The sequence below is a fragment of the Photobacterium sp. GB-50 genome (assembly GCF_003026755.1).
Lineage (GTDB): Bacteria > Pseudomonadota > Gammaproteobacteria > Enterobacterales > Vibrionaceae > Photobacterium.
This window is the reverse complement of the sequence record NZ_PYNX01000040.1, coordinates 1-4,455: the sequence shown is the minus strand read 5'-3', so window position 1 is coordinate 4,455 and position 4,455 is coordinate 1. Positions and strand designations below refer to the sequence as shown.

Below are 4,455 nucleotides of genomic sequence, written 5' to 3'. Positions count from 1 at the left end.
TTTCCATCGTTTCATGCGCTTGGTTTAACTCATCAACTAACATATAAAAATCCCTACCAACAAACGTTGGTAGGGATTATTACGCAATCTTAGGATCGTTCAAGTACCTTAAACGATCGGCATTAGATCATAAGATCGGCTTTTCTTGTCAACATGGTTCTGACGAGAAACAATCAAAACATAAGAAATACCCTCGATTAACGCCTTTCACTCTTATTTGATATTTACTTAGATAAAGTCAATATTTCCGTAGTACGAGTTTATAACTTCATTTCTTAAATAAGTTGCGATAGCACAATGCTCATCTATATTTTTCATATTTTGACGGTTTAGGCATCAAGCCTATTAATAATGAAAGCTATTTAAAAAATTAATTTTTATGTTTGCACTTTTACAGTAAATATAAACTAACATTATTACATTTATCTATTATATTAAATGATATTCACTTTAATTTAATGAGGTAAAGCAATGAGTAACGATGAATTACTTCCACTCTATATTGTTATTTCTTTGGTGTTATTCCTGTTTTTCATCATATTTTTATATATTCAACTTTCTATTAAAGCGAAAAAAGACGGCGTGATTGGCAACTGTTGTGTCAATCAGATAAAAGACAAGACAACGGAACTGTCTGAAAAGAGCAAGAAAAAAAATAAGGGGTAATACTCGCTGTTGTGCAATCCCAGCATCGACTATCACGATTGAGCAATAAATAAATGGCAAATATGCATGTGGTTAATATTGCTGCCAGAGAGCTCTGTTTTACCAAAGCGGCATCATATTTAACTGTATCTCAAAGTGCGGTAAGCCATCGAATTAAATATTTAGAGTTAGGATTAATTAAAAAAGATATAACGGGCTTATAAGCTGCAACATTTATACATCGAACACAATCGAAAGCGTGGCCCTCATAGCTAACAGTAAATAATAGTGATATTGATTATTACCGAAAAACCTATCGCTTTAATCACCGTAACTTGTATATAACAGCAGCAATAAACTCATTAGGCATTACTATCGGACGCCAACGGTTAATAAAAAACCATTAGCAACAGGCCAACTTGTGACCCCCTTTTCAGCGATAGCATCAGATTTAAGCTACTATATTGCCTACATGAAAGGAATGGAAACACGGCCTAAATATCGAGCCTTTAAAAGCTGGCTGCAAGAACAAATAACGATGTAATGTGGAGAATCAAATGGAATTGAGTGTAGGACAAGTTGCGAAACGCGCAGGCGTGAGTGTTTCGGCATTACATTTTTACGAACAAAAAGAACTCATTCTTAGTTATAGAACCGCGAGCAATCAGCGCCGTTATAAGCGCTCTGTTCTGCGCCGTATAGCGGTAATTAAAGCAGCGCAAAATGTTGGCTTAACATTACAAGAAATCAAGCAAGCCTTGGCGCATATTCCCTTAAACGAAAATGTGAAAAAAGAACAATGGGAACAACTTTCAACCCTTTGGCATCAAAAGCTTGAAGATAAAATGCATGAGTTAAAACAACTTCAAACTCAGTTAGGCAGTTGTATTCAGTGTGGCTGTTTATCAATGGAAAGTTGTGCGCTATATAACAATAACGACAGCAATGGGATCATGACGGCAGGCGCGAAGCTTAGCATCCAACACACCTCTGACTAGCCCATATTGATAGTCAAAGAATTACGTAAAGTGGAGACCGTCAATTCCCCTCGGTAATAAAGCAAGCGCAGAATCGCTTGGTGATCACAATGCACCGTTGGCACTTCATAAATCAGAAGTGCCCCATTTCTTGTTAGAACTATTACTCATTCATATTGTATTAACGTGATTTTTGATTAGTTTCTATTGTTTATTTTTTATCTCATATAACGAATTATGCTGATTTTATCTATTGAATTTCGTTTTTAATAAGACTGAATAAAGGCATTTCTTAATTTCAAAAAGCGTTATGAGCCGAAAATAACATCGAGCTTATATTTAAAAGGAATTAATTGTTGCTGATAGTTATGAGCTCATGTAAAAAATAACTCAAATTATAATATGGAGTTGAGTTATATGGGATTAGTTGTACGTCAGGTGACTTTGGATGATGCTGAAGGGATCACAAATGTTCTCAACCCAATCATTGTTGAAGGTTTATACACTGTATTGGATACGACCTTTACACCTGAAGAAGAGAAAGATTTTATTACTCACTTCCCAGAGAATGGAGTGTTTACAGTTGCTTTTTCCGAGAGTGACTCAAAGGTTATTGGATTTCAAAATATCGAGCCGTTCGCACAATATACAAAATCTTTTGATCACGTAGGCATTATTGGTACTTTTGTTTGTGAAAGTGCTCGTGGTAAAGGTATCTCTAAACAGCTTTTTAACTCGACTTTCGAAGTTGCAAAACAAAAGGGTTATGAAAAGCTATTCGCGTACGTTCGTAGCGATAATGAGCGAGCTTTAACTGCTTACCTTAAACAAGGGTTTGAAGTTGTTGGTACTGCAAAAAAACATGCAAAAGTTCGTGGGGAGTATGTAGATGAAATCCTTATTGAAAAGTTTCTTTAGGCTTTGAGCTGTAAAGAAAAAGAGAAGGATATGTGTCGCTCAGCGGCACATATTCGAAGTGAAATGTAAGCCTAAATAGAGCAAATCACCTAAGCAGTTTCTGTCCAAAAATGAGCAAGTTATCATGGCTATACCATGCATTAATTAGCTCAAATCTTTCTAACATTAAAATTTTGGGCAAATTATTGCCTAGCCACTTTATTCTTTATAATGATTCAAATTCAACAAACTTCTCAATTTACATGGCTAACTCTCTCACATGGCTATCTCCGCCAACAGAATTTAATCGTCATGACAGCTTAGTAAAACAGGCTGAACGCGCTAAGCAATCTGAACTAGCCAAAGAAGCTAGGGCGAAAAAAACACTTGAAGAAATTGAGCGAATCAATGCTAAAAGTTCACTCAAGCATGAACAACTAATGAATGATATCTCTGGGAATGAAGTGTTTACTGGGCAATGTACACTTCAAGAAGAATTAGAAAAGAATCATCAAGCTGTGTTGCTTCTCACTGAAGAAGATTCATTCCATACCATTAAAAACTTGATTGATGATCGATATCATCAAAAAGGTCAAATACCATCAACATTGATTCTGAAAGATATTGATAAAACGAAAACATGGGCCGAATACTTAGCAACTGGTTTTGGGGCTGTTAAGTTAGCCCAAGCCTTTGGCGATTTTGGTGTGACAGCGCGATATTCAGTGATTAAAGGGAAAACACGTGTATCAATTGCCACTCGAAATAATGGACAGCAGATGTTACGGCATGTTCTTATTAAAGGAATGCGTTTCAAGGTTAATGGAAAAAAGACCTATGCGATAGATAATCCGAAAGTTGTTCAATTAGGGATAGCGCCAACGCAGCGTATTAGTGCGGGTTTAAAAGCTGGTACTATGACCATGATTATTTCAGCCGCTATAAATACTAATGATCTAATTTTTAATGATGATTATGATTTTTATGATTGGTTCGGAAATGTAGGGACTGACTTCATTAAAACTGCTATCGCACTTTATGGAGCGGAATTTATTGTTGGAATGTTTGTTGCTGTTGGCAGTGGAGCAATTGCAATTGTAGCAATTGCAGCAATTTCTATCGGTCTAAGTCTTATTCTTGATAGATTCTTTGAAGTTAAAAACGTATCAGGAGAATTGACTAATGCGCTTAGAAAAATGCAATCATAATGATGAAGTGGTATCGATAATAACCAAGATAAAATTTTTCTTTATCTGTGTTTTTTTTACTGCTGGGTCTTGTTGGTTGTTATCTTCATGGATAGATACATTAAGTTCTGCTTATAACCTATCTCCTATCATTAAGTTATCAATTGGAGATGCACTTGGTGGCATCATGATTATTGGTTTAGTGATACATGCGTGGTCTATGTTTTTTACTATAATAAAAACAGGAAAGGCAACAAAATACTCATGGTCAAAAAGAAAAATAAAAGTACAAAACCGAATAATGTTATTTTTCTTTATCGTCAGTTTTATTGTTACAGCCCTCACCTATTTTATTATCAATGATCGACTTTTGTCTGAAGGGTACTCAGTCAAAACGAAGTACACTAATATGGGCGTATATAAGACCTATACAAAGAACTAAAATAACCAATGAGTACTGTAAGAATAAATACAGTATTCTTTTCGCCACCACGAATTAGATCTCTTTAATAGAATTACTGTTAAATGACCGCCCATAGTGGCGGTCTTTTTATACCCTAAAGTTACTTCATTAAAAAATTATCAATACTTTTTCTAGTACCTACCAGCTTAAAGAGGGCAAATTGTAGTGGTACATTAAATTTGGCCACCTACTCAGAGGTGATATCATCACCTCTTAACATGGATAGGTGACATCATGACAAAACGAACAAGACGATTATTTAGTGCTGAATTTAAATTAGAGGCAG

At 35.3% G+C, this 4,455-nt stretch carries 6 protein-coding genes; all 6 read left to right on the top strand.

Annotation, left to right across the window (positions count from 1 at the left end):
• The first annotated feature begins 471 nt into the window (after positions 1-471).
• The 6 genes from C9J41_RS21485 to C9J41_RS21460 all read left to right on the top strand — a co-directional run bounded on the left by C9J41_RS21485 (position 472) and on the right by C9J41_RS21460 (position 4,148).
• The gene (locus C9J41_RS21485) at positions 472-666 is read left to right on the top strand and encodes a hypothetical protein (RefSeq protein ID WP_107207430.1); all 195 of its coding nucleotides are present in this window, start codon (positions 472-474) and stop codon (positions 664-666) included.
• Between the two features lie 53 nt (positions 667-719).
• Positions 720-869, top strand: coding sequence for a LysR family transcriptional regulator (locus tag C9J41_RS22095; RefSeq protein WP_233217700.1), 150 nt, complete (start codon positions 720-722; stop codon positions 867-869).
• Positions 870-1,202: 333 nt separating this feature from the next.
• Positions 1,203-1,643 carry a redox-sensitive transcriptional activator SoxR gene (gene soxR, locus C9J41_RS21475; RefSeq protein ID WP_107207431.1) on the top strand — a complete coding sequence of 147 codons (441 nt, stop codon included), beginning with the start codon at positions 1,203-1,205 and terminating at the stop codon, positions 1,641-1,643.
• A 396-nt stretch (positions 1,644-2,039) separates the two neighbouring features.
• Positions 2,040-2,540: a GNAT family N-acetyltransferase gene (locus tag C9J41_RS21470; RefSeq protein WP_107207432.1), complete on the top strand. Its 501-nt coding sequence runs from the start codon at positions 2,040-2,042 to the stop codon at positions 2,538-2,540.
• Between the two features lie 110 nt (positions 2,541-2,650).
• A complete protein-coding gene (locus tag C9J41_RS21465) occupies positions 2,651-3,727 on the top strand; it encodes a hypothetical protein (protein WP_107207433.1) in 1,077 nt (358 codons plus the stop codon).
• Positions 3,702-4,148, top strand: a complete 447-nt coding sequence (locus C9J41_RS21460) for a hypothetical protein (protein WP_107207434.1) — start codon at positions 3,702-3,704, stop codon at positions 4,146-4,148. The genes C9J41_RS21465 and C9J41_RS21460 overlap by 26 nt, the downstream gene beginning before the upstream one ends.
• Positions 4,149-4,455: the final 307 nt, after the last annotated feature.